Here is a 20,182-nt window from a genome sequence, read left to right as displayed (position 1 = left end):
AGGTTATAATGCCGCGTCTATTGTTTAACATAGTGCCCGAAGGGCAGAGCAGCATTGGTATCTTATAGTGAAGATGGGGTTGATAAGTCGCTTAAATGACTTTAAACGTGCCAAAACGCATAGTGATTACCGTGTTTGTAAGGAAGGCGAACAGTCGCCAAAATTGAAGATTGAGGTATATCATGCAAGTTTCTGTTGAGACGACTCAAGGCCTTGAGCGCCGTCTGACCATCACCGTTCCTGCAGAGAACGTTGAGACCGAAGTAAAAAAACGCTTACAACAACTGTCTAAAACCCAGCGTATTGATGGTTTCCGTCCTGGTAAAGTACCAACGTCTGTAATCAACAAACGTTACGGTGGCGCAGTTCGTCAGGAAGTTGCTGGTGAATTAATGCAACGTAATTACATCGAAGCAATCGTTTCTGAAAAAATTAACCCAGCTGGCGCACCAACATTTGCTCCTAAAGCACTTGAAGCGGGTAAAGATTTAGAGTTCTCAGCAACATTTGAAGTTTACCCTGAAGTTGAAGTTCAAGGTTTAGATAAAATTACTGTAGAAAAACCAGCTGTATCAGTTACTGATGAAGATTTAGCAAACATGCTAGAAACACTTCGTAAGCAACATGCATCATGGGCTGAAGTTGATGTGGCTGCTGGCGAAAAAGACCGTGTAACGGTTGATTTCGTAGGTACTATCGACGGTGAAGTATTTGAAGGCGGAAAAGCTGAAGACTTCCCATTAGAACTTGGTCAAGGTCGTATGATCCCAGGTTTTGAAGATAACATCGTAGGTAAAAAAGCAGGCGAGGAAGTTGTTTCTGACGTAACTTTCCCTGAAGATTACCATGCTGAAAATCTTAAAGGCAAAGCAGCTCAATTCACTATCACAGTGAAGAAAGTTGAAGCGCAAGAGCTACCTGAACTTAGCGAAGAATTCGCAACTAAGTTTGGTGTAACTGAAGGCGGTGTTGACGCTCTTAAAGAAGAAGTTAAAAAGAACATGACACGTGAACTTGACCAAGCGGTTAAAGCTAACGTGAAAGACCAAGCAATTAAAGGTCTTTTAGCTAACAACGAAATCGAAGTGCCTAAAGCCCTAGTAGATCAAGAAATTGATGCACTACGTCAACAAGCTGCACAACGTTTTGGTGGCGACGCTAAAAACATGCCTGAGCTTCCAGCAGAATTGTTCCATGAACAAGCAGTAACACGCGTTAAGACTGGCCTATTATTAGGTGAAGTAATTAAAGCGAACGAGATCAAAGTTGATGATTCAAAAGTTGAAGCATTAATTGCAACAGTGGCTTCTGCATACGAAGATCCAACTGAAGTTGTAGAATATTACAAAGCAAATGATCAACTTATGCAACAAATGCGTAATGTAGCAATGGAAGAGCAAGCTGTTGAAGCTATTTTAGCTAAAGCAACTGTGACTGACGTTGAAAAAGCATTTGATGACATCATGAATCCACAGCAAGGTGCTTAATAAGTCATTGACTTAAGCCCTCGCTAACGATTAAATGGCTCGTGTTACTCTGTATTATGCAGTGTGCCCGAGCCATTTTAGTTTGTGGCCTTCAATTTCGCCAAAAAATAACTATGCTTCCTTATAATAAGGATAAGTATAAGCGCATAAGGAATTAGATAAATATGAACACTGGTATTACAGATCCACTCAATGCATTAGTACCTATGGTTGTTGAACAAACAGCGAAAGGCGAGCGCTCGTATGATATTTATTCGAGACTATTAAAAGAGCGAATCATTTTTTTAACAGGTCAAGTTGAAGACAACATGGCTAATCTGATCTTAGCGCAAATGCTATTTTTAGAATCAGAAAACCCAGAAAAAGATATCTTTTTATATATTAATTCGCCGGGCGGTTCAGTGACTGCGGGTATGGCGATTTATGACACTATGAATTTCATTAAACCAGATGTAAGCACTATTTGTGTTGGCCAAGCGGCGAGCATGGGGGCATTTTTATTGACTGCTGGTGCAAAAGGTAAACGTTATTGTTTACCTAATTCACGCGTGATGATCCACCAACCATTAGGCGGTTTCCAAGGTCAAGCATCTGATTTTGAAATACACGCCAAAGAAATTTTGTCTATTAAAGATAAACTAAACCGTTTAATGGCAGAGCATACCGGCCAACCATTAGATGTGATTTCAAAAGATACAGACCGTGATAACTTCATGAGCGCCAGCCAAGCTGTTGATTATGGTTTAGTTGATGCGGTATTTACTAGTCGCGACAGCAAGTAACAAATACAAGCTGGTAACTAACGGTGCTAGCTTGAGCTGTTTACACTGTGAAAACCAATATTTTTTGGTATAGTTAAGCGTATTAAAATAGCTGCTAAGTAGTTTGGCAGCCAACGAATAAGATGAGGTAGCTGAATGTCTGACACTCCTACAGACGGCGACAAAAGTAATAAATTGTTATACTGCTCTTTTTGTGGCAAAAGCCAGCATGAAGTTCGTAAGTTAATTGCTGGCCCTTCAGTATACATTTGTGATGAATGTGTTGAGCTATGCAACGACATTATCAGGGAAGAGATCAAAGACATTGCGCCAAAGCACAATACCTCTGATAAACTGCCTGCACCAAAAGAAATTCGTAATCATTTAGATGATTATGTTATTGGTCAAGATCACGCCAAAAAAGTACTGTCAGTAGCGGTTTACAATCACTACAAACGTTTGCGTAATCAAACCGGTAAAACGGATATTGAGTTAGGCAAAAGTAATATCTTACTTATTGGCCCAACCGGCAGTGGTAAAACATTATTAGCTGAAACGTTAGCGCGTTTATTAGATGTGCCGTTTACAATGGCCGATGCAACCACACTAACTGAAGCTGGTTATGTGGGCGAAGATGTTGAAAACATCATTCAAAAGTTGCTACAAAAATGTGATTACGATGTAGAAAAAGCGCAACGTGGTATTGTTTATATTGATGAGATTGACAAGATTTCACGTAAATCTGATAATCCGTCGATCACTCGTGATGTATCTGGTGAGGGCGTGCAACAAGCACTGCTTAAACTAATTGAAGGTACTGTGGCATCTGTGCCACCACAAGGCGGACGTAAACACCCACAGCAAGAGTTTTTACAGGTAGACACCTCTAAAATCTTATTCATCTGTGGTGGTGCATTCTCTGGTCTTGATAAAGTGATCGAGCAGCGTAGCCATAAAAATACCGGTATCGGTTTTGGGGTTAACGTAAAAGAATCTGCGGCGAGCCGTTCTTTAAGTGAAACATTTAAAGATGTTGAGCCAGAAGATTTAGTGAAATATGGTTTGATCCCAGAATTCATCGGTCGTTTACCTGTTGTGGCAACGTTAACTGAACTCGATGAGTCGGCTTTAGTGCAAATATTAAATGAGCCTAAAAACGCCTTAACGAAACAGTACGGCGCATTATTTGGTATGGAAGACGTTGAACTTGAATTCCGTGATGACGCACTGCGTGCTATCGCTCATAAAGCGATGGAGCGTAAAACAGGTGCCCGTGGTCTTCGTTCAATCGTTGAAGCGGTGTTACTTGATACTATGTACGAACTTCCTTCAATGGAAAACGTTAGCAAAGTAGTGATTGACGAAACCGTGATCAAAGGTGAATCAGATCCTATTTTGATTTATCAAAGCGCTAGCCAAGATAAAGCAGCGTCTGAGTAAAATTTACTCATTTTGATAATAAAAAGGAGCCTAGTGCTCCTTTTTTTATAATTTATTTAATCCAGTTGCGTTAAATTGTTGAACTTTACTTAGGTTATCCCCATATACTTGAGTAATCTTTAAAATAAATGAAGAGCGAAGAGAAAAATAATGACGCTTGAGAGAACAGATCGAGTCGAAATCCCGGTGCTAGCACTGCGCGATGTCGTGGTATATCCGCACATGGTGATCCCGCTTTTTGTAGGCCGTGAAAAATCAATAAAATGCCTTGAAGCGGCAATGGATAAAGACAAACAAATTTTCCTTGTTGCGCAAAAAGACGCGACCGTGGATGAGCCTGAGCAAGATGATATTTACCGTGTTGGTACCATAGCCACGGTATTACAATTGCTTAAACTACCTGATGGCACAGTCAAAGTACTGGTTGAAGGCACACAGCGAGCAAAACTAGAAAGCTTTATTGATAATGAAGACTTTTTTGTTGCTAATGCGCAGTTTATTGGTTCAGAAGAAATCGATGAGCAAGAGCAAGATGTATTTATTCGCAGTGCCATCAGTCAGTTTGAAGGCTATGTAAAGCTAAATAAAAAAATACCACCAGAGGTGTTAACCTCGGTCAGTGGCATTGATGAAGCGCCGCGCCTTGCCGATACTATGGCAGCGCACATGCCGCTGAAAGTGCCTGAAAAGCAAAAAGTACTCGAAATCACCAATGTTACAGAACGTCTTGAATATTTAATGGCGTTGATGGAAGGTGAAATTGATTTACTGCAAGTTGAGAAAAAAATTCGTACCCGCGTTAAAAAGCAGATGGAAAAGTCGCAACGTGAGTATTACCTCAATGAGCAAATGAAAGCCATTCAAAAAGAATTAGGCGAGCTTGACGACGTACCAGATGAATTCGAAGCACTGAAAAAGCGCATTGAAGAATCAGGTATGAGCAATGACGCGCAAGAAAAAGCGAACTCTGAACTTGCTAAGCTTAAAATGATGTCGCCGATGTCGGCAGAAGCCACGGTTGTGCGTTCATACATAGACACATTAATTAATGTGCCATGGAAAAAACGTTCGAAAGTGAAAAAAGACTTAGCGGGCGCACAAAAGATTTTAGACAGCGACCATCACGGTCTTGATAAAGTCAAAGAACGAATTATTGAATATCTCGCTGTGCAACAGCGTACCAATAAACTCAAAGGGCCAATTTTGTGCCTTGTGGGTCCACCGGGTGTTGGTAAAACGTCATTAGGTCAATCGATTGCTCGCTCTACAGGGCGTAAGTATATTCGTATGGCACTAGGTGGTGTACGTGATGAAGCAGAAATTCGTGGTCACCGTCGTACTTACATAGGTTCAATGCCAGGTAAGTTGATTCAAAACATGAGTAAAGTGGGCGTTAAAAATCCATTATTCTTGTTAGATGAAATCGATAAAATGTCATCTGATATGCGTGGCGATCCTGCATCGGCACTGCTTGAAGTACTTGATCCTGAGCAAAATAGCCATTTTGCGGATCATTACTTAGAAGTCGATTATGACTTATCTGACGTAATGTTTGTTGCTACATCAAACAGCTTTAACATTCCTGGTCCGTTATTGGATCGGATGGAAGTGATCCGGTTATCGGGTTATACCGAAGATGAAAAGCTGAATATTGCCAAAGAGCATTTAATTGTTAAACAAGTTAAACGCAATGGCTTAAAAGATGGCGAATTAATCATCGAAGACAGTGCAATCATCGGCATTATTCGTTATTACACCCGTGAAGCGGGCGTACGTAACTTAGAACGCGAAATATCTAAGTTATGCCGTAAAGCGGTGAAGAATATCTTGCTTGAAAAAGGCACTAAAACAGTCACTATTAACGCTGACAACCTTGAAGATTTCTTAGGTGTGCAGCGCTATGATTATGGTAAAGCTGAAGACGGCGATCGCATTGGCCAAGTTACAGGTTTAGCGTGGACTGAAGTGGGCGGTGATTTGCTGACCATCGAATGTGCCGCAGTACCAGGCAAAGGTAAACTAAGCTACACCGGGTCACTAGGCGATGTAATGCAAGAGTCGATTCAAGCAGCTATGACAGTTGTACGTAATCGCGCTGATGCATTTCGTATTAACAGTGATTTTTACGAAAAACGTGATATTCATGTTCACGTACCTGAGGGGGCAACTCCAAAAGATGGACCAAGTGCTGGCGCCGCGATGGTAACAGGTTTGGTATCAAGTCTTACAGGTAACCCGGTACGTGCTGATGTGGCGATGACGGGTGAAATCACCTTACGTGGTGAAGTATTACCAATTGGTGGCTTAAAAGAGAAACTATTAGCCGCTCATCGCGGTGGAATTAAAACGGTCATTATTCCAAAAATTAACGAACGTGATTTAAAAGAGATCCCTGACAATGTATTGGCAGGACTTGATATTCACCCAGTTACGTGGATTGATGAGGTTTTAAAACTGGCTTTAGTACACCCAGTTGAGAGTTTTTCAGTCGAAACATCAAAAAACCAGTAAAAAAGCGAAAAAAAGTGCTTTAAAGGGCTTTTCAAATCTAGATGGTATGATAAGTTAAGCACTGGTTTTCAAGCCGAGGCCTTATGTGGCCTAGGCTGAAGAAAAATTACAATCGTATGAGCATGAAAAAGTTTGCTCTAAAATTTTCAAAATAGTGATGTTAGTTTAAAAAACAATCGCTCTTGATAATAACAATGAAAGAGGATGATATTGTGAATAAATCTCAATTAATCGATCAAATCGCAGCTGATGCTGACATTTCTAAAGCGGCTGCGGGTCGTGCACTTGATTCATTCATCGAGGCTGTTTCTGGCGCTCTTAAAGATGGCGATTCAGTAGCATTGGTTGGTTTCGGTACTTTCTCAGTACGTGAACGTGCTGCACGTTCAGGCCGTAACCCACAAACAGGCGAAACAATTCAAATCGCTGCAGCGACTATCCCTGCTTTTAAAGCAGGTAAAGCGCTTAAAGATGCATGTAACAGCTAATCACTGCTCTTTAGTGAGTTAGTTTGGTAGTGTAAGAAGTTAATCGCTTTTACAGCTTAATTAACGTTCTTTCTCGCCAACTGCTTCAAGTAAAAAAGCGTATCTGGTAAGATACGCTTTTTTTACATAAGCAAGGCGATTTCTGCCTCGAATAGAATAGAGATAAATAAATGCTTGAGAAAATCAGAGAAGGTTCACAAGGACCGGTAGCTAAAATTATTTTAGGCGCGGTGATTTTATCTTTTGCCTTAGCAGGGATCGGTGGTTACTTAGGTCAAACCACAGAGCAGCCCGTAGCTGAAGTAAATGGAGTTAAAATTAGCCAAACCGAGTTTAGCCGTGCGTTCCAAAATGAACGTGCACGTTTAGAGCAACAATTTGGCGAATACTTTGCACAAATTGCTGCTGATCCAAATTACATGGCACAAATTCGTCAAGGCGTCGTTGACCGTCTAGTACAACAAGAATTGCAAACTCAACTAGCGGCCGAACTTGGTTTACGTGTTAGTGACGACAGTGTTCGTAAAGCGATTTTAGAATTGCCATACTTCCAAATTGGTGGGCAATTTAACAACGATCGTTACTTACAAGTTATCCGTCAAATGAACTTCCAACCTGACGCATTTCGTGAATATTTACGTGAAGAAATGACCCGAAGCCAGCTAATTTCAGCGGTTGCAGGCACCGATTTCGCTCTAAATAGCGAATTGGCTAATGCCGTTGCGCTACAACAGCAAACGCGTAGTATTGACTATGTCGTGATCAGCAAAGAGTCTTTACAGCAAAACGTGACGGTAACAGAGCAAGAAATTGCCGATTACTATGACCTAAATATGTCGCAGTTTTTAGCGCCTGAGCAAGTATCAGTAAACTACATTGATTTAAATGCAGCTAACCTAACACTTGAAACTCATGTTAGCGAAGCTGACGTTAAAGCATATTATGATCAAAACAAAGCACAATACGCCGAACCTGAAAAACGCCGTGTGTCGCATATCTTAATTGATAACAGTGAAGACGATGATGCAGCAAAAGCCAAAGCAGAAGACTTGTTAGCACAATTACAACAAGGCGGTGACTTTGCAGCGTTAGCAGAATCATCATCTGATGATATCGTTAGTGCTGAAATGGGCGGTGATTTAGATTGGATCGAACGTGACATGATGGATCCTGCTTTTGAAGATGCGGCATTCGCATTGGCAAACAAAGGGGATTTTTCAGACGTTGTACAATCTGAGTTTGGTTACCACATTATTCAGTTAACTGATATTCAGAGCCAACAAGTAAAAGCGTATGACACTGTTAAAGCTGATTTACGTGCTGAGCTTGAGCGTACTGAAAAAGTAAATGCATTCTATGAAAAGCAAACAGAAATGGGCGCTATTGCATTTGAAATTTCAGATACCTTAGTTGATGCTGCAGAAGTTGCCGGTGTTGAAGTACAAACAACAGCATTAGTTGACCGTAATTCTCTACCTGCGCCGCTTAATACACCAGCGGTATTAGCTGCAATCTTCTCACCAGATGTGCTTGAAGATAAAATGAACTCTGAGGTTATCGAAGTGGGCGATGAGCATGTTGTGTTAGTGCGTGTTAAAGAGCATGTACCAGCTGCAACAAAAGCACTTGCTGATGTATCAGAGCAAATTAAAGCACGTTTAGTTAGTGAAAAAGCATCAGAGCTTGCGAAAGAAAAAGCAACAACGCTGTATGCTGAGATTGAAGCTGGCAAGAGCTTAAATGACCTAGTAACTGAGCAAAGCTTAGAACTTCGTCAAGAAGCGGCACTAACCCGTCAAGCTTACACTGTTTCGCCTGCAATCGTTCAACATGCCTTTAAAATGGCACACCCAACTGACACACCAGTAGTTGAAAAAGTTGACCTAAACAACGGTGACGCGGCAATCGTAGCACTTAAAACAGTGACTAACGCTACTGTTGAAGGCGAAATTGACGCACAGCTTAAGCAAAATATTACTATGGCCCAAGTTAACAAAAACTACATGGTATTCATTGAAGCTTTAAAAGCAAATGCAGAATTAAACTTACCTAAAGCGCAAGCCGCCACAGAGTAATGCTTAATTAAATAATGAAAAGGCGCCATTGGCGCCTTTTTTTATTTTTTAACAGGCAGATATCTGAGTTCAAGTATAAATAAATTCCCCCCCAATCTACCGAACCTATTTTGATTACTTTTTAGCAGACTTAGTATAAGCTCAATAGCATTACCTCTATATTATTAAGGGAACATCATGAAATTCGAGCAGTTATTAAATAACTTTGATATGGGTATCTGTGTTGAACAGTTACAAAAAGAATCACTGTTAGACCTTGCGTTATTATTTGTCGCTGTTGATGGCTCTATTGCACAAGAAGAGTTGAGAGTCGTCGAAACCTGGGCACATAAAATTGAGTGGAATTCTGTCATTGCTCTTGATAACTATATAATTGATATGACAAGCAAATGTGTTTTGGCAGTGCAAAGTGGTGACATCGAGTCATTTATTCAGCATCGAATGACACATATTGTCGATCAATCCATGAGGGAGTTTGTATTAGAGCTGCTTAAACAAGTCATTGAAGCTGATGGTATTACCGATGAAAATGAAATTAAAGCGTTAAAAATTGTTGAATCATTAATTCAACCGGCTTAACGGGTATATTTCTGTTTCTGCGCGGGACATCTCGCGCTTATACCATTGAGTAACGGCATAAAAATATTTTATTGCTATATATCAAAACTTTGCATTGTCGGTTGTTTTAATTATTCACAAAGAGGTTAAGAAACGTTACGCTTAGAAGAAGATATTAAATACTCACAAAAGAGTTAGAGATTAGACATTTTTGTGCCATGAACGGGCATTAAAGTGACTTGTTATATGTTCGCTTTTAGCAGTTTGGGTTTCGTTGCTATCAAGCCAACCAACGCGATAAATTTAATGCCGAGCTACTCTGGCTTTTCCTAGAATCTAGCACCTATACAATTCTTTTCGCTAAAACTTACCGCTTAAAGTTCTACCTTCAGCAACTTAGCAACTTCTGAGTGACTTTTGATTGTGGCTTTTGGAATACATCCTCTGTTCTACCGTATTCAACAATTTCACCGTGATCGAGTACTACAAGTTGATCGCTGATGTGGCGTACTAAACTTAAGTGGTGAGTGATCAAGATATAACTGAGACCCGTGTCCTGTTGAAGCTTGAGTAGCAGGTTGACGGTTTGTGCGCGTACAGAAGGGTCCAGAGATGATAATGCTTCATCAAGTACTACAACCTTAGGGTCGAGTATTAATGCACGTGCTAGAGCGACACGTTGCAGCTGACCGCCACTAAACATATGTGGGTAGTAATACTGATGGTCGTTTAATAAACCTACTTTAGACAGTGTTGCGGTGATTTTTTCAGCGCGAGTTACTTTATCCAAAGAAGTATTATATTGCAGGCAATCGTCGAGCATATCGCCGATCGTTAAACCTGGGTTTAGCGAGGCTTCGGAGTCTTGAAAAATCATTCTAATATGGCGGCATTGCTGATCGCGAACGCCTTTGTTTTCGATGATGTTGCCATCGAGTAGGATTTGCCCAGCATCTGCGCTGTCTGCTCCAGCGAGTAATTTTGCTAGGGTACTTTTACCTGAGCCAGTTTCGCCAATAATAGCCAGTGTTTCACCTTGCTCTAAACAAAACGAGATGTTTTTTAATACCTCAAAACGCTTACGTGAAAATAACCCTGCACGCAGGTTAAAGCTTTTTGACAAGGCTTGCACTTTTAACAGAGGTTGCATTATTTCATCACCTTAATGAGAGGGAAATGACACGCATAACTATGACCATGTTGTTTAGTTAAAGGCGGTGTTACCACACAAGCTTTTTGTGCCTGCGGACAGCGAGGACCAAGGCGACAGCCTATAGGTAAATGCTGTAAGGTTGGGATTGTCCCTTTTAGTGCATAAAAAGGTTCTTTATGGGCAAGCCCTTGCTCATAATCCGGTAAGCTTTTTAATAATGCTTGTGTATAAGGGTGACGAGGCTGGGCAAAAATACGCTGGGTTGGACCTGCTTCAACCATTTGCCCGCAGTAAAGTACATGCATGCAATGAGACCAATTAATGATTTCTTCAAGTTCATGGGAGATCATTAAAATTGACATGTTTTTAAGTTGATTTAAACTTTTTAATAACCGGAATACCTGTGCTCGTGTGGTACTTTCAAGAGCTGTAGTTGGCTCATCGGCAATCAGTAACTTAGGTGTACGAGCAATGGCCATAGCAATCATGACCTTTTGACAAACGCCTTCTGAGAGCTCGTGAGGGTAGCTCGATAGTACTTTTTCGTGATCTTTAATGCCCACTTTGTGGATCAGCGCTTTTACTCGGTCCTTACGTTCACGGTTTCGCTTTAAGAAAAACCCGGAGCCTGTTATTTCTGGGAGCGTTTCGGCTATTTGCTCAAATATTTTTGCGGTAGGATCAAGACAACGACTAGGATCTTGATAAATCATTGCGATGTCACTGCCTACAATTTTACGCCGTTGTTCGCTTGATAAGCGCATTAGATCCACACCGCGCCAATGCATACGGTCGGCGGTGATGTGCCAGCGTTTATTTAATACACCCACAATGGCTTTAGCAATTAAGCTTTTACCTGAGCCAGATTCGCCCACTAATGCATGTACTTCACCTTCTTTGAGGCTCAAGTTCACTCTATCTACGGCGCGAATAACGGTATCAGAGGTGCGCAGCTCTATGGTCAGATTTCGTATATCAAGTAATTGCATTTAGTCAGCCTTACGTGCTTTGAGCACTTGGCGTAGCCCGTCGCCCACTAAGTTGGTCGACAGCACCGCTAAAAAGAGTAATACACCAGGCAAGCCAACGGTCCAAGGTGCTAAATAAATTAAACCCAGATTTTCAGCTAAAATTGCACCCCACTCTGTGGTTGGTGGTTGTGCCCCTAGTTTTAAAAAGCCCAAAGCGGAAATATCTAAAATAGCGGTTGATAATGCCATAGTAAAAATAACCACAATATGCTCATAAATATTTGGAAAAATCCCTCTGGAGAGAATATGCCAATTCGATGCGCCATCAAGTTTAAATGCAGTAATGTAATCTTTATTAAGCTCAGTGACGATGAGGTTACGCACCGAGTGAATAAATTGCGGTAATAGCGCTAAAATAATTGCCCACACGGTATTCATCAGGCCTGGGCCTAATATCGCAATAATAATAATCGCTAATAATAAAGACGGTATTGATAAGGTTATATCAAGTAGATGATTTAAAAAGCTTGAGCGAATACCTCGGCTAATGCCGGCAAATGTGCCTACTAACACACCTATGATGGTGGTGATCAGCGCAGCAATGACTGATAAGCCAAAGGTATAAGTTGCGCCATTCATAAGCCGTGAGAGTACATCACGCCCTAAGTCGTCAGTACCGAGTATAAAACGTACATCGCCCATTTCATGCCACGATGGAGGAATAAGTAACGCATCACTGTGTTGCTGGTTTACTCCATATGGTGCAATCAGTGGCGCAGCCGCAGCTAAAATAGCAAAGGCGATAAAAATCCATAACCCCACTAAGGCAGGATGATTGGATTTAAATTTGCGCCAAAATCGCGCTAATGGCGATTTGTTTGACTCTTCTGAAAATAAATTAAACTTTGCCATGCGCTTGATTCCGTGACAGCGGGTCGAACAAGGTATAGGTTAATTCTGCAATAATAGTCGCCAGAATTACAAACATCGATACCGCTAATAAGCCACCTTGAATGGCAGGGTAGTCTCGTTGATAAATACTATCAATTAACCAACGGCCAACACCGGGCCATGAAAAAATCACCTCAGTGATCATCGCCAGAGTGATCAAGGTACTAAACTGCAAACCAATTTGCTTTATAACCGGTAACAAGGCATTACGTAAGGCATGATGCATAATTAATTGGGCACGGTTTAAGCCTTTGGCTCGGGCGGTTTTAATAAAACTTTGCTCAAGCACATGCAACATTGACTCTCGTGTAAAGCGCACTAATACAGTGGTTGGGTACATTGCCAGAACAATGGTCGGCAGGGTTAAATGATGCAGAGCATCAAGCATAGCCAGACCAGAATAAGGAAAGTCTGCTAATACAATATCAATCAAAATAAAGCCAGTTTGGGAGGGGATCTCGTACAGTAAGCCCATTCGTCCTGACATCGGGAACCAACCTAGTTGTAATGAGAACACCATGATCAGCAGCAAAGCTAACCAAAATACCGGCATTGAGTAGCCCACTAATGTTGTGGAGTTAACCAGTTTATCTGGCCAGCGCCGATGATAGGCCGCCGCCAAGATACCTGCCGGAACGCCAACCACAACAGAAATAATTAACGCATAAATACTCAGCTCTAACGTGGCTGGGAATAGCTCGATAATATGAGTAAATACGCTGTCGCCCGAAGCGAACGACACGCCCCAGTCGCCTTGCACAATACGTGCAATAAAAGCAAAATATTGCATTAAATAATTATCGTTAAAGTGATATTTTTCTTGTAGTTCACTGGTTTGTGAAAAACTGGTATTACTGATACCACTTAAATTACTAAGCGGATCGCCGGGAAATAAATAACTGAGTGAAAATGTAAATACACTCAAGGTAAACATCATAAATAACAGTAAGCCTAAACGGCGTAAAATATAATTTAACACCATTATTTTTTCCTCGCGTTGGCTAAGGAAATTGCGCCAAATGGGCCAAGTGGAATACCTTCTACATCGGCACTACTTGCTTGAAAACGCATACCGTGGGCAAGTGGTAATAAAGGTAGTTCACGCACTATCATCGCTTGTGCTTGTTGATAATAGGCTTTTCGTTTGGCTAAATCGGTGGTATCAAGCGCTTGTGTCAAGAGTAAGTCAAACTCAGGATCACACCAATTCGCAGGGTTTTTACCACTAAATGCCGCGGTACAACTGAGTAGCGGGCTAAAAAAGTTATCTGGATCCGGTGTATCTGCAGCCCAACCTAATAACACGCTGTCATGGCGGTGTTCACCTATGCGTTGAATAAAGGTGTTCCACTCATACTCAACGATACTGACGTTTACACCAATTTTTCGTAAATCGCTTTGCATTAGCTCGGCCATTTTACGTGCGTTAGGATTATAAATTCGGCTCACTGGCATAGCCCAAATGGTCATATCAAAGCCATTAGGAAGGCCAGCCTCAATCAGCAGTTTTTTAGCTAGATCAGGGTTAAATCCGGGTAGTTTAGCTTGTGGTTGATATGCCCATGATGTTGGCGGTAATAACGATTGCGCACGAATACCGTTGCCGTAATAAACTGCTTGCATGATTTTTTCAACGTCAATGGCATGGGCCAGTGCTTGACGTACTCTTAAATCGTCAAATGGTGGGCGCTCGGTATTAAACGCCCAATAACCTACATTAAGATTGGTTTCTTTTTGTACGTTAATGTCGTCGCGTTGGGCTAAAATACTTAACTGTGCGCTACTTGGGTGTGCGGTTACATCGCACTCTTTAGTGAGCATTTTTGCAATTCGGGTGGTGCCATTTGGGGTGATGTCGTAAACCAACTGCTCCAGCACTACATGGTGTTTCCAATAGTCAGGATTACGATAATAGCGTACTAAGTGATCGCGCCGATACTCTTTATAAACATAGGGGCCAGTACCAACAGGGTATTGATCAAAAAGATTAACTTGGTCGCGCTGTTTTAATTGCATGGCATATTCGCGAGACAAAACCACTGCAAAATCAGTTGCCATATTGGCTAAAAAGCTGCTTTCGGCATTAAATAATTCAAAGCGCACTTGGTAGTCGGACACGCGAACAATTTGCCGAATTAGCTGGTCAATGCCGACACTTTGAAAATAAGGGTAATTGGCATCCCCAACAAAGTGATAAGGATTATACACATCGAATAAACGGCTAAAGGTAAAGATTACATCATCAGCGTTAAACTCTCTGCTTGGGGTAAAGTATGCAGTAGTATGAAACTTCACTCCTTTGCGCAAGGTAAAGGTAACTGACTTGCCGTCTTTACTTATTTTCCAGTCAGTGGCCAGTTCACTTTTAAATTCAGCGGTCACGGGATCGATACTGATCAAACGGTCATACAATTGATTTGCAATAATATCGATCGTCGAACCTGTGGTCGTCACTTGGGGATTGAACGACACAGGGTTAGCCTCAGCGCAATAAACTAAGCCCTGATTCTTTTCTTCTAGTGTTTTTTCTTTGGTATCTAAGCAACCCGTTAGGCATACCGTTAAGATACCAAGTAATAATTTATACACTCGTTTAGCCTCTGACTATTATTGTTGATCTAACAAGTTGTATTTTTTCAAATAGCCTCGTAGTTGATGATACGTTAAACCAAGTACTTCTGCAGTTTTCTTTTGATTAAATTGACTATATTCAAGCGCTTTTTTTATTAAATCAATTTCAAATTCATTTGAGAGGTCTTTTAAGCTACATGGAAACTGAAATTGCGGGGTACTTGTTGCAACTATCGGTTCATTGGCGACAACTGCAACAGGAGCTGCTTCTACGGCTTTAGTGGGGAGTTTTTTAATTCGTTGCTTGGGTCTAAAGCGGCTTTCAAATGGGTCTAAAATAATCTGGTGAACGGGAATATGTTCACTGCCATGGCGATATAAACTTCGTTCCACGACATTTTTAAGTTCACGTATATTACCTGGCCAATCATGCCCTTGCAGTATTTCCACAGCACTGCGGGTGAAACCACTGAATAGTTGCCAGTCCAAATCACGGGCCATATTCATCGCAAATTGCTCAGCGAGTAACATGATGTCTTCCTGACGTTCGCGCAGTGGCGGTAAAGTGATTACATCAAATGCGAGCCTGTCGAGTAAATCGCTTCTAAATTCACCTTGCTCGGCTAAATAAGGAAGGTCTTCATTGGTTGCGCAGACTAAGCGAGTATCGACCTTGACGGTTTGTTTGCCACCGACTCGCTCAAATTCACCGTATTCAATTACCCGTAATAGTTTTTCTTGCACCATGGCAGAGGTATTTGCTAGTTCGTCTAAAAATAGCGTACCGGCATTGGCACGTTCAAAGCGTCCTTCGTGGCGTTTACTTGCGCCGGTAAAGGCACCACTTTCATGGCCAAACAATTCGCTTTCAAGCAAGTTTTCGTTAAGTGCCGCACAGTTGAGCTTAATGTAGCTTTGCTCCCAGCGCTTTGATAAAAAGTGTAAACGGGCGGCGATCAGTTCTTTACCTGTGCCACGTTCACCAATAATCAGTACTGGTTTATCTAAACTTGCCAGCTGTGAAACTTGATCAAGTACCGCTAAAAAGCTGTCTGATTGGCCGAGTAAATTATCTTGTTGGCGAAATTGGCTCATATTCCCTAACTCTTAGTCATTTTTACTAACAGTTAGTGTATTTCATAATTAGGGAGAACTAAAGGAATTTGTATTTTTAGTTTAACATTATGAAAATATTACTGTATTTTATGTTTTATAAAGTTGGCAAGCATATTGTAACAGTAACAGCAGACCAATTAAGTTAAACACTACAGAGGTAAATGTTATGGGAATTTTTTCGCGTTTTGCAGATATTGTTAATTCTAATATCAATGCCATTTTAGATAAAGCAGAAGATCCTGAAAAAATGGTACGTCTGATCATCCAAGAGATGGAAGACACATTAGTTGAAGTACGTTCAACCTCTGCGAAAACATTAGCAGAGAAAAAAGAATTAGTACGTCGTGTCGATACATTAAAAGAGCAAGTCGCTCAATGGCAAGATAAAGCCGAGCTGGCATTGAGCAAAGACCGTGATGATCTAGCCCGTGCTGCATTGCTTGAAAAGCAAAAGTCAGCACAAGCGGTTGCTGCTGTTGAAGATGAACTCAGTCACATAGAATCTCACATTGATAAGCTGCAACAGGAAGTAAGTACGCTACAAGACAAGTTAGCGGATGCAAAAGCACGTCAAAAAGCGATTATTTTACGTCAACGCTCAGCTGAGTCACGCCTAGAGGTGAAAAAAGCATTAGACAGCTCTAAAGTTGAAGATGCATTAAATCGCTTTGAGCGCTACGAAACTAAGATTGATGGACTAGAATCACAAGTAGAATCGTACGACTTAGGCAAAAAGTCATTGGCTGATGAAATTGCTGAGTTACAGCAAAACGAAAAAATCGATGATGAATTAGCAGCACTTAAAAAGAAGCTTGCTGATAAATAAAGATAATAAATAAAGGGGGAGTCATCCCCCTATGCTTGATAAATTAATGGATGTGTAGGAGAGGGTTATGTTTGATGCAGAAGTGTTTGTTGCTCCAATTATCATTTTTATGGTTGTGGTAGCACCCCTTTGGTTAATTTTACATTACCGAAGTAAAAAGCAAGTAAGCCAAGGCTTGAGCGAACACGAACACCGCCAGTTACTTGAGCTTGCTCAAAAAGCAGATAAAATGGCTGACCGAGTAGAAACTTTAGAAGCACTACTTGATCAAGAGGCCCCACAGTGGAGGCGTAAGGTATGAGTGCTAAACGTGAACTGCTAAGAGATCCAGCACGTGGTAAAATAGCCGGTGTATGTGCAGGGCTCAGTGATTATTTCAATATGGAATTGTGGTTAGTACGTATTATCGTAGTAACGGCAGTGTTACTAGCTGGTGGCCCGTTGTTTGTTGTGGCTTACATCGCAGCGTGGTTTATTTTAGATAAAAAACCTGCCAATGCACAAAGCAAAACTGATGCGGCAAAACACGAAGATCCTCTTGAAGTAAAATTTAAAGTATGGCAAAAAGGTGAGCCACCACGTCGTGCTTTACAAGATTTAAAAGACCGTTTGGGACGTGTTGATATACGTTTACAAGATATGGAACGTTATGTTACTTCAACCGAGTTTACGGTTAGCCGTGAAATCAATAAGCTGTAAAGGACTTAATAGCACTTTAGCCACCTAATTTATAATGGCGCTGAAGTGCTAGCTCATTATGATAAACACTTCATCTGCAAAAAACGCCTTTAATAAACTCAAAGGTAAGGCTGAAAAAGCTGTTCACCGTAGTTTAGATCAACACGTAAAATTAGCGGTAACTGGCCTCAGTGGCAGTGGTAAAACCGCTTTTATTACCGCTTTAGTAAAGCATTTAACCAGCCAAGCAACAGACAAAAACTTACCGTTTTTTGATGTTATGCAGCAACAGCGCCATATCGCCACAAAAATAGTGCCACAACAAGCGCTGACCATTCCTACATTTGATTACCCTAAAGCCCTGAGTGCTTTATTGCCGCTTGAAGGGCAACCACACTGGCCTGCATCAACCGAGCGCATAAATACTTTACGTCTAGCAATTAAATACCGGAGTGACGCAGGCTTACGTGGTTACTTTGCACCGCAATCAACCTTGTATTTAGACATTATTGATTACCCCGGTGAGTGGCTGCTTGATTTACCCATGCTAGAGCAAAGCTATCAACAGTGGAGTGAGCAGCAATATGCATTACTACAACGCTCGCCTCGGGTTGAAAAGTCGCAGGCATTTTTAACTGCACTGAGCGAGCTTGATTTAACAGCACCAGTAGATGAAAGTGCGCTAAGCGCGATTGCTACGCACTATCAAACACTGTTAGTGAGTCTTAAAAAAGACACTAAATTGGCGATGCTACAACCTGGACGCATGCTGATGCCAGGTGAATTACAAGGTGCACCGTTATTACTGTTTTTCCCAGTTGCGCAGGCTAATGATGAGATGGTTGCAGGGTCTAACTTGGCGCACTTGCAAAAGCGCTTTAATGCTTATGTGAAAGAAGTGGTTAAGCCATTTTATACACAACACTTTCGCAACTTTGATCGGCAAATAGTGCTTGTTGATGTGCTCAGTGCGCTCAATGAAGGGCCTGAGACGCTGCAAGAGCAAGGAGATGTGATCAAACAATTACTTGCGCATTTTAACTATGGCGAAACTGGCTTTTTAAAACGCTTGTTTAAACCCAATATAGATAAACTATTGTTTGCTGCGAATAAGTCAGATCATATTAGTAGTGCACACCATAAAGATTTAGCGCTGTTGTTGGACTCATTAGTGCACGAGCAAAGTAATCACTTAAAATTTGATGGCGTTAAAATAGAAACTATGGCGATGTCATCTATTACGGCAACCATGCCAAAACAAGTGGTTGAGCAAGGTAAAACCCTCAATTGTATTTATGGTAAGCCGTTATCAGAGTCGCAATGGTTGACCTACTTACCACCGCAGCCACCAATGCGCATGCTCAATAAAGATGAGTGGCCAAGCCATGGTTTTGAGTTTTTATCGTTTGCACCAATGCCAAGTCCAGACAAGCAACTAAAACACATTCGTTTAGATCATGTCATGCAGTACCTTTTAGGAGACAAACTAACATGAGCAAGACCGCTTCAGGCTTTCAAGCCGGCAGACGTATTGATACTAGTGAACAGCCAATAGACAATGAACTTACCTTGACCCCAGCTAAAGTGATCGATCAAGGGGAGTATGAATATGAGCACGTTATCGATGAGCCCCAAGATGAAGAGATTGATTTAACCCCTGTTTATAAAAAGTCAAAATGGCAAACTCTGAAAGGGGTGTTTGCGATTAGCTTTATAACTTTAGTGTTAGCTGAATTTATATTTTCTATGGTTGTGACATTTCAGCAATCCATCATCTTAGGCAGCGTATATTTAATTGCAGTGCTCAGTGGCGTGTTGTTATTGGGGCGCTTGTTATGGCGCGAATATAGAATGTTGCGCAGCTTAAAACGCAATCAATTACATCGTCATGAAGCGGATCGCTTGCTCAATAGCGAACAGGTTGGTGGGGCACTACCTTGGCTTGAAAAACTCAATAAACATCAGCAGTTAACCGGCTTTGATGAGTTTAAAGCAAGCATTGATAGCCATCATAGCGATAAAGAGATCATGACCTTGTACGCCGATAGTTTGTTAGTGAAACAAGATACTCAAGCTAAAAAGCTGATCAACCGTTTTGCCACTGAATCAGGCTTGTTAGTGGCATTAAGTCCATTAGCGCTGGTGGATATGATGGCAGTGCTTTGGCGGGGCACAAAACTGATTGAGCAAATAGGTAAGATTTACGGTATCGGATTTGGTTATGCTAGCCGGATCAAGCTCTATCGTATGTTGATCAAGCAAGTGATGTTTGTTGGCAGTGCTGAGTTAGTATCGGATTTAGCTGCTACAGCGCTCAGTGCTGAATTACTAGGTAAATTATCAGGACGTGCAGCACAAGGCTTAAGCGCGGGTATATTTACCGCACGCATTGGTTATAAAGCGATGGAACTAAGCCGTCCTTTACCACGACTTGAGCATAAGCGCAGCTTGCTTAAAGGTACTGCGCAATTGATTGCCAGCAAAATTATGAGCCGCAAAGCTTCGCCGTCAGGAGCTGGCACGAAAGAAACGAGCTGACAATAAATCTGTACAGTGGTGAACGGCCACTGTACTAACTACATCCAAATTTATAGCC

Annotated in this window: 18 protein-coding genes; 12 read left to right on the top strand and 6 right to left on the bottom strand. The window is 41.4% G+C overall.

The annotated features are described in order from the left end of the window. Window positions 1–182 precede the first annotated feature (182 nt). From tig to H5163_RS19115, 7 genes are all read left to right on the top strand, one after another. Entirely contained in the window at window positions 183–1,487 is a 1,305-nt protein-coding gene (gene tig, locus H5163_RS19145) for a trigger factor (RefSeq protein WP_182735744.1), read from the top strand. A gap of 164 nt (window positions 1,488–1,651) precedes the next feature. Then, a complete protein-coding gene (gene clpP / locus H5163_RS19140; protein ID WP_145241466.1) occupies window positions 1,652–2,269 on the top strand; it encodes an ATP-dependent Clp endopeptidase proteolytic subunit ClpP in 618 nt (205 codons plus the stop codon). A 135-nt stretch (window positions 2,270–2,404) separates the two neighbouring features. Then, a complete protein-coding gene (clpX, locus tag H5163_RS19135; protein WP_145241464.1) occupies window positions 2,405–3,688 on the top strand; it encodes an ATP-dependent protease ATP-binding subunit ClpX in 1,284 nt (427 codons plus the stop codon). A gap of 150 nt (window positions 3,689–3,838) precedes the next feature. Next, complete coding sequence (lon, locus tag H5163_RS19130; protein WP_145241462.1) at window positions 3,839–6,199, top strand: endopeptidase La; 2,361 nt, start codon at window positions 3,839–3,841, stop codon at window positions 6,197–6,199. Between the two features lie 185 nt (window positions 6,200–6,384). After that, complete coding sequence (locus tag H5163_RS19125) at window positions 6,385–6,687, top strand: HU family DNA-binding protein (RefSeq protein ID WP_301562686.1); 303 nt, start codon at window positions 6,385–6,387, stop codon at window positions 6,685–6,687. A gap of 170 nt (window positions 6,688–6,857) precedes the next feature. Beyond that, a complete protein-coding gene (gene ppiD / locus H5163_RS19120; RefSeq protein ID WP_182732484.1) occupies window positions 6,858–8,762 on the top strand; it encodes a peptidylprolyl isomerase in 1,905 nt (634 codons plus the stop codon). A gap of 177 nt (window positions 8,763–8,939) precedes the next feature. After that, window positions 8,940–9,341 carry a hypothetical protein gene (locus tag H5163_RS19115; protein ID WP_145241457.1) on the top strand — a complete coding sequence of 134 codons (402 nt, stop codon included), beginning with the start codon at window positions 8,940–8,942 and terminating at the stop codon, window positions 9,339–9,341. Window positions 9,342–9,708: 367 nt separating this feature from the next. Here the strand turns inward: H5163_RS19115 and H5163_RS19110 are convergent, their stop codons facing one another. Genes H5163_RS19110 through pspF form a run of 6 tightly spaced genes read right to left on the bottom strand, consistent with a single transcriptional unit; the run spans window position 9,709 to window position 16,061 of the window. Next, complete coding sequence (locus H5163_RS19110) at window positions 9,709–10,470, bottom strand: ATP-binding cassette domain-containing protein (RefSeq protein WP_145241455.1); 762 nt, start codon at window positions 10,468–10,470, stop codon at window positions 9,709–9,711. Next, window positions 10,470–11,462: an oligopeptide/dipeptide ABC transporter ATP-binding protein gene (locus H5163_RS19105; RefSeq protein ID WP_145241453.1), complete on the bottom strand. Its 993-nt coding sequence runs from the start codon at window positions 11,460–11,462 to the stop codon at window positions 10,470–10,472. Before H5163_RS19105 ends, H5163_RS19110 begins: the two co-directional genes overlap by 1 nt. Then, complete coding sequence (locus H5163_RS19100) at window positions 11,463–12,356, bottom strand: ABC transporter permease subunit (protein ID WP_145241450.1); 894 nt, start codon at window positions 12,354–12,356, stop codon at window positions 11,463–11,465. After that, on the bottom strand, window positions 12,343–13,377 hold the full coding sequence (locus H5163_RS19095; RefSeq protein ID WP_145241448.1) for an ABC transporter permease subunit: 1,035 nt from the start codon (window positions 13,375–13,377) through the stop codon (window positions 12,343–12,345). The genes H5163_RS19100 and H5163_RS19095 overlap by 14 nt, the downstream gene beginning before the upstream one ends. Beyond that, window positions 13,377–14,984 carry an ABC transporter substrate-binding protein gene (locus H5163_RS19090; protein WP_145241446.1) on the bottom strand — a complete coding sequence of 536 codons (1,608 nt, stop codon included), beginning with the start codon at window positions 14,982–14,984 and terminating at the stop codon, window positions 13,377–13,379. The genes H5163_RS19095 and H5163_RS19090 overlap by 1 nt, the downstream gene beginning before the upstream one ends. A gap of 18 nt (window positions 14,985–15,002) precedes the next feature. After that, complete coding sequence (gene pspF / locus H5163_RS19085; protein ID WP_145241444.1) at window positions 15,003–16,061, bottom strand: phage shock protein operon transcriptional activator; 1,059 nt, start codon at window positions 16,059–16,061, stop codon at window positions 15,003–15,005. A 187-nt stretch (window positions 16,062–16,248) separates the two neighbouring features. Here pspF and pspA point away from each other — a divergent pair, with 187 nt between their 5' ends. The 5 genes from pspA to H5163_RS19060 all read left to right on the top strand — a co-directional run bounded on the left by pspA (window position 16,249) and on the right by H5163_RS19060 (window position 20,124). Continuing rightward, a complete protein-coding gene (pspA, locus tag H5163_RS19080; protein ID WP_145241442.1) occupies window positions 16,249–16,908 on the top strand; it encodes a phage shock protein PspA in 660 nt (219 codons plus the stop codon). A gap of 67 nt (window positions 16,909–16,975) precedes the next feature. Beyond that, a complete protein-coding gene (gene pspB, locus H5163_RS19075) occupies window positions 16,976–17,209 on the top strand; it encodes an envelope stress response membrane protein PspB (protein WP_145241440.1) in 234 nt (77 codons plus the stop codon). Continuing rightward, complete coding sequence (pspC, locus tag H5163_RS19070) at window positions 17,206–17,607, top strand: envelope stress response membrane protein PspC (protein WP_145241438.1); 402 nt, start codon at window positions 17,206–17,208, stop codon at window positions 17,605–17,607. Before pspB ends, pspC begins: the two co-directional genes overlap by 4 nt. A gap of 58 nt (window positions 17,608–17,665) precedes the next feature. After that, window positions 17,666–19,081, top strand: coding sequence for a YcjX family protein (locus H5163_RS19065; protein WP_220494605.1), 1,416 nt, complete (start codon window positions 17,666–17,668; stop codon window positions 19,079–19,081). Then, entirely contained in the window at window positions 19,078–20,124 is a 1,047-nt protein-coding gene (locus H5163_RS19060) for a TIGR01620 family protein (RefSeq protein WP_182718140.1), read from the top strand. The genes H5163_RS19065 and H5163_RS19060 overlap by 4 nt, the downstream gene beginning before the upstream one ends. The last annotated feature ends 58 nt before the right edge of the window (window positions 20,125–20,182 follow it).

The organism is Pseudoalteromonas sp. SG44-8 (assembly GCF_014164125.1).
In the GTDB taxonomy this organism is placed as follows: domain Bacteria; phylum Pseudomonadota; class Gammaproteobacteria; order Enterobacterales; family Alteromonadaceae; genus Pseudoalteromonas; species Pseudoalteromonas rhizosphaerae.
The sequence above is the reverse complement of the archived record's forward strand: the minus strand, read 5'-3'. Positions and strand labels throughout refer to the sequence as shown.

Coding starts and splice junctions, on each gene's coding strand:
- H5163_RS19100 (WP_145241450.1), bottom strand. CDS start 12,356: ATGGCAAAGTTTAATTTATTTTCAGAAGAGTCAAACAAATCGCCATTA.
- pspB (WP_145241440.1), top strand. CDS start 16,976: ATGTTTGATGCAGAAGTGTTTGTTGCTCCAATTATCATTTTTATGGTT.
- pspA (WP_145241442.1), top strand. CDS start 16,249: ATGGGAATTTTTTCGCGTTTTGCAGATATTGTTAATTCTAATATCAAT.
- H5163_RS19095 (WP_145241448.1), bottom strand. CDS start 13,377: ATGGTGTTAAATTATATTTTACGCCGTTTAGGCTTACTGTTATTTATG.
- ppiD (WP_182732484.1), top strand. CDS start 6,858: ATGCTTGAGAAAATCAGAGAAGGTTCACAAGGACCGGTAGCTAAAATT.
- clpP (WP_145241466.1), top strand. CDS start 1,652: ATGAACACTGGTATTACAGATCCACTCAATGCATTAGTACCTATGGTT.
- H5163_RS19110 (WP_145241455.1), bottom strand. CDS start 10,470: ATGCAACCTCTGTTAAAAGTGCAAGCCTTGTCAAAAAGCTTTAACCTG.
- H5163_RS19060 (WP_182718140.1), top strand. CDS start 19,078: ATGAGCAAGACCGCTTCAGGCTTTCAAGCCGGCAGACGTATTGATACT.
- tig (WP_182735744.1), top strand. CDS start 183: ATGCAAGTTTCTGTTGAGACGACTCAAGGCCTTGAGCGCCGTCTGACC.
- clpX (WP_145241464.1), top strand. CDS start 2,405: ATGTCTGACACTCCTACAGACGGCGACAAAAGTAATAAATTGTTATAC.
- pspF (WP_145241444.1), bottom strand. CDS start 16,061: ATGAGCCAATTTCGCCAACAAGATAATTTACTCGGCCAATCAGACAGC.
- H5163_RS19105 (WP_145241453.1), bottom strand. CDS start 11,462: ATGCAATTACTTGATATACGAAATCTGACCATAGAGCTGCGCACCTCT.
- H5163_RS19065 (WP_220494605.1), top strand. CDS start 17,666: ATGATAAACACTTCATCTGCAAAAAACGCCTTTAATAAACTCAAAGGT.
- lon (WP_145241462.1), top strand. CDS start 3,839: ATGACGCTTGAGAGAACAGATCGAGTCGAAATCCCGGTGCTAGCACTG.
- pspC (WP_145241438.1), top strand. CDS start 17,206: ATGAGTGCTAAACGTGAACTGCTAAGAGATCCAGCACGTGGTAAAATA.
- H5163_RS19115 (WP_145241457.1), top strand. CDS start 8,940: ATGAAATTCGAGCAGTTATTAAATAACTTTGATATGGGTATCTGTGTT.